Annotated in this window: 1 protein-coding gene; it reads left to right on the top strand. The window is 62.2% G+C overall.

All coding sequences use genetic code 11. From position 1 onward, the window contains the following. A partial coding sequence (locus Q4Q11_RS30755; protein WP_498571852.1) for a beta strand repeat-containing protein occupies positions 1 to 5,141 on the top strand: 5,141 nt, incomplete at both ends.

Genomic DNA, 5,141 nt, shown 5'->3' with positions numbered 1-5,141 from the left:
TCTCTGGAATGGCTACAGCTCGATCAAGGCCGACGGCAACATGCTTCTCACCGTTGCGGGCACGCTCACCAATGATGGCGCAACGCTGAACCGGGTCACCCAGACGATCTGTGACAGCAGCACCCCCTGCCAATATTATCCAGATGTCGTCTCCTCCGACACGACGCAAGGCGGGCCGGATTGCAGCGGCCCCAATCGCCCTTGCATCGGCGGCAGCGGCCCAGCGCTCACCTATTCACCGAATCCGAACGGCACGCGCGATCCGAGCCAGGACCTCAACCCCGGCACCACAGTCAACGTGCAGGTGGTCGGCGCCATCTCGGGTGTCATCCAGGCACGTGGAGGCCTCGCCATCAATGGCGGTGGTGCGGTCAACAATGTCGCGTCCAATGGTTCTATCGCCGGCCAGGTCGCGATCGACGCTCCCGCGACTGCCAACAATCCGCTCGGCGCGCTCAACAGCATGACGGCCGGTGGGGCGCTGTTCAGCGTCAACGCAGCACTTTCGAACGTTGCGGCCAATGGCGGCGCCAGCGCCACCGGCGCTCCATCACTGGCGAGTAGCGGCCCGACGATCGGCTCGGGACCGGCGATCAGCAGCGGCAATCTGCGGGCCAGCGGCGGCACTACGATGAGTGGCGGCAGCTTGACGGCCAATGGAAATGCCGCAGTCAGTAACCATCGCGTAACCGCCGCCACCGGTCCTTCGGTCAGCGGCGGCAACCTGGCTGTGGCTAATGGTGTTGCGGTCAGCAGCAGCGGTGTGACAGCCGCGAGCAGCGCTTCAATCGGCAGCATCGGCGTTACGGCAGCTACCGGTGCAGCGATCACCGGCAATAGCGTGACTGCAGTGGCTGGTCCTGCCATCAACGGTGGCGCCGTCACTGCAGCGGCTGGGACTTCTATCAACGGCAATGGCGTGACGGCCGTCGCCGGCCCTTCGATCAGCGGCAACACCCTGACGGTCGGCAACGCTTCGGTCAGTCCGAACAGCCTCATGGGCAAGCTCACCGCAGCGATCGGCAATAGCGGCAATCTCATCCAGATCCTGCAGACGAACGGTGCCGAACTCGCCGCACTTGCCAAGCCGCAATCGGGCGGCGTCGGCGGCACGGTTCCGGGCCAGGTCTTCCTGTTCGAAACGCGGGCAGCCTTCCTGGACGTGTCGAAATTCTATGGCTCGGCCTATTTCATCGACCGGATCGGCTATACGCCCGAGACCAAGGTTCCCTTCCTGGGGGATGCCTATTTCGACAATCAGCTCATCGACGAGCAGATGCGCCAATTGGTCGGCAATGGTCTGGGCGCCGGCTCCTTCGTTCCCGGCGATAACGCCACCGACCAGATGAAGTCATTGCTCGACAACGGGGTCGCCTATGCCGCGGCGAACGGGCTCGGCCTGGGGCAAGCGCTGACCCCTCAGCAGGCCGCGTCGCTGACGCAATCGATGGTCATCTACCAGACCGAGATCGTCGACGGCGCACCGGTGCTCGTGCCAGTCGTCTATCTCTCGGCCGCCGACCGGGCGAAGGTTACGTCCGCGGCCACGATTGCCGGCAACACGGTCAGCATCGACGCGGCGAGCATCGACAATTCCGGCGCGATTGCCGCCGCCGACGGCATGACCATCAACGCGGGCAGCATCAAGGCCAATGGCGGGGCCTTCCTCGCCGGCGGCAACATGAATCTCAATGCCGAAAACGGCATCACGCTTGCCGCCCAGACCATGAACATCGGCGGGCAGACCGTCGTCACCGCCAATGGCGGCATCACGGCCGGCGGCAACCTGAAGATGGACGCCGGGGCGGGCAGCCTGACGCTGAGCGGGACGAAGGTGGCCGCCGGCGGCAGCGCCCAGCTCTCCGGACAGACCGTGACGATCGGCGCCGTCAAACAGGATAATGGCGGCGTCCAGACGCTGGTCGGGACCACGGTGACGACCGGCGGCAACCTCAGCATCGCCGGCACCAACGGCGTCAACATCATCGCCAGCTCCGCCAAGGTCGGCGGCGATCTTTCCGTTCTCTCTTCCAGCGGTTCGGTCAGCATCATCTCCGCCGGTGTCGACAATACCCTTCTCACCAGGGATCGCCTGAACCTTTCGCAGGGCGGCACGATCACGACGACAACCACCCAGATCCAGCAGGGCTCGTCGCTCATCGCCGGCGGCGCCATGCTGGTGTCGGGCAATCAGGGTGTGCTGATCGGCGGCTCGTCGCTTGCGGCCGGCGGCAATCTCGGCATCGTCTCGGCGAACGGCAATATCGCGTTCACGGCCTCGCAGGATCAGACCACGAGCCAATCGAAGACTGTCGCCGGTGCCGCCACCGGCTACAAGGGCGGCCAGTCCTCCTCGGCCGCCGTCACCAGCAACGCGTCCTCGATTACCTCTCAGAACGGCAATGTGACCGTCCAGGCCGATACCGGCAACATCAGCGTTATCGGCTCCGACATCGATGCCAAGGGCGGCACCGCCAACCTGATTGCCAAGGGTGATGTGACCATCGGCGAAGCGACCGACAGTGCATCATCGTCCAGCAAGTTCGGCTCGAAGAAGGCAACCGAGACGACGACAACGGCGGAAGGCTCCTCGATCTCGGGCCAGACTGGTGTCAATATCGCTTCTACGGGCGGCAACGTCACCGTCTCTGCCTCCGATGTCACGGCTGGCGATGCGGCTCATACGGCCAATGCCAATATCAGCGCCGCCGGCAACATTGTGATCGCTTCCGGCAAGGACACGAAAGAAACCACATCCGACAGCAAGAAGAGCGGCTTCCTCTCGTCGTCGAAGACCCATACGCACACCTACGACGAGGACACCGTCGGCTCCTCCGTCTCCGCCTCCGGCAACGTTAACGTGGCTGCTAACGGTGAGACGGTCGTCTCTGGCTCGCAGATCGCCGCCGGCAACAATCTCAACCTCTCCGGCTCGACCGTCACCGTTATGGGGGCGGAAGAAGAGCACGAGAGCGACAAACAGGTCAAGAAATCCGGTATCGGCGTTGGCTCCGGCGGCGGATTCATCTCGATCTATGGATCGAAGGACTCCAAGAGCAGCCAGAGCTCGACCGACAACATCGGTTCGACGCTGTCTTCGGGCGGCACGACGATGATCACGTCCACCCAAGGCGATGTCAACATCTTCGGCTCCTCCTCGCACTCTGGAGACGGCACGGTCATCTCCTCGGCGCGCGACGTCAACATCGCGCCGGGCGCGGAAGAACAGTCGTCCTCCAGCCAGACCAAGCGTTCCGGCTTCGGCATCAACTTCTCCTCCGGCGACGGCAGCCTGTCGATCGGCATTGGCGTCGCCAAGTCGGAGGAGAAGCGCACGAAAGATGCCAATATCAATGCTGTCAGCACGTTGGACTCCGATGGCAGCATCACCATAGCCGCCAACCGCAACATCAACGACCAGTCTGGCAAGATACTGGCTGCCGGCCCGATCAGCCTGATTGCCGGCGATAACGTCAACATGCTCTCGAGCAATGACGTGACCAATGCTTCCGAGATGCAGAAGAAGAGCTTTGCCGGCGTCAGCCTGACCGTCCAGTCGTCGCTGATCTCGGCCGGCCAGCAAGCGATGCAGGCGGGCAGCCTTCTATCCGGCGATAACGGCATTTATGGCATCGCGCCTGCGGTGCTAGCCGGCGTCAATGGCTATAACGCGCTCAAGAACGCATATCAGTATGCCACGACCGGCAACGCTACCGGCAACGTTGCGTCGATCTCGATCACCGCCGGCTACAGCTTCAGTGAAAGCTCGTCGCAATCGACGACCTCGATCCCGGTTCCGCCCGCTATTCGTGGCAGCTCGGTGACGATTATGGCCCAATCGGGCGATGTGGTCGGCCGAGGCGTCCAGATCAGTGCCGGTATGGGCAAGGATGGCAAAACGCCCACTCCCTCCGACGATCCCAATAACGGCCAAGTACTGATCTCGGCGGCTGGCAGTGTCGACCTGGAGAGCGTTCAGGCGACCTCCGATAACAAGAGCAGCAGCAAATCCGGCAGTGCCAGCATCGGCTATAGCTGGAATCTTGGGGCACAATCGAGCGCCGGCTTTGCTGCGAACGGTAGCTATGCCAGCGACAAATCGAATGGCAGCTCCGTCACCCAGGTGAACTCAAATGTGAGCGGCACCAATACCGTTACCGTCGTAGCGGGTGACTCGTTGACACTGGCCGGCGCCGTACTCTCCGGGAACACAGTCAACGCTGCTGCTAAGAACGGCATCGTTATCGAGAGCCGTCAGGATACGGCAGCCTATAATGAGAACAATAAAAGCGCCTCCGTCAGCATCGGACCGAGCCCGAAGGGTTCAGTCATCGGAGGCGGCTACAATCAGGGCAGTATTACTGGCGATTACGCCAACGTCACGCAGCAGAGCGGTATCTTCGCCGGCTCTGGCGGCTATCACGTCAGAACAGACGGTAACATCGATCTGATTGGCGGTTTCATCGGTTCGACCGCCGATCCCACCAGCAACGATCTAACGGCCAACCAGATCCTCTACTCCAATATTGCGAACTCGATGTCGGCCTCGTCAAAGAGCTACGGCATCAGCCTCGTCGGTCCTGGCATTCCCGTGCCGGTCGTCGGCCAGCCGGCGAAACAGAGCGATCATGGCGAAACACTGGCAACCATCACGCCGGGCAACTTGAATCTGGCGAACCAGCAACAGGATCTGTCGGGGCTCAACACGGACGCTTCGAAGGCCAACACCCAGGTCGATCCGTTCGATATCGATAAGCTCAAGGCGCAGCAACAGAGCGCTGCAGCGCTGTCGCAGCTGATGAACATGGCGATCGGCTATCTCGGGCAGAAATTCCAACTCCCGGATGGGGGCACGGAAAAGGTTGCTCTGCATGCCGCGGCTGGAGCTCTCACGGCGCTGGTCGCTGGTGGCAATGTCTCAACCGGCGCGCTGGCTGGCGCAGGTCAGGAATTGATCGGTGCTATCGTTGACAAAGCGTTGGCGGATAATCCCAATCTCACGCAAGACGAGCGCAACGCACTTAGTCAATGGGCCTCTGCGCTCGTTGGGATGGCCGCCGGCGGCGCGCAAGGTGCCGCAACCGCGCTCGATGCGGAGAAATACAATCGTCAGCTCCACATCGCAGAAGCAACGCTCATTC

It is taken from the genome of Rhizobium sp. UFLA01-1127, from assembly GCF_059803845.1.
This window is presented reverse-complemented; position numbering and strand designations above follow the sequence as displayed.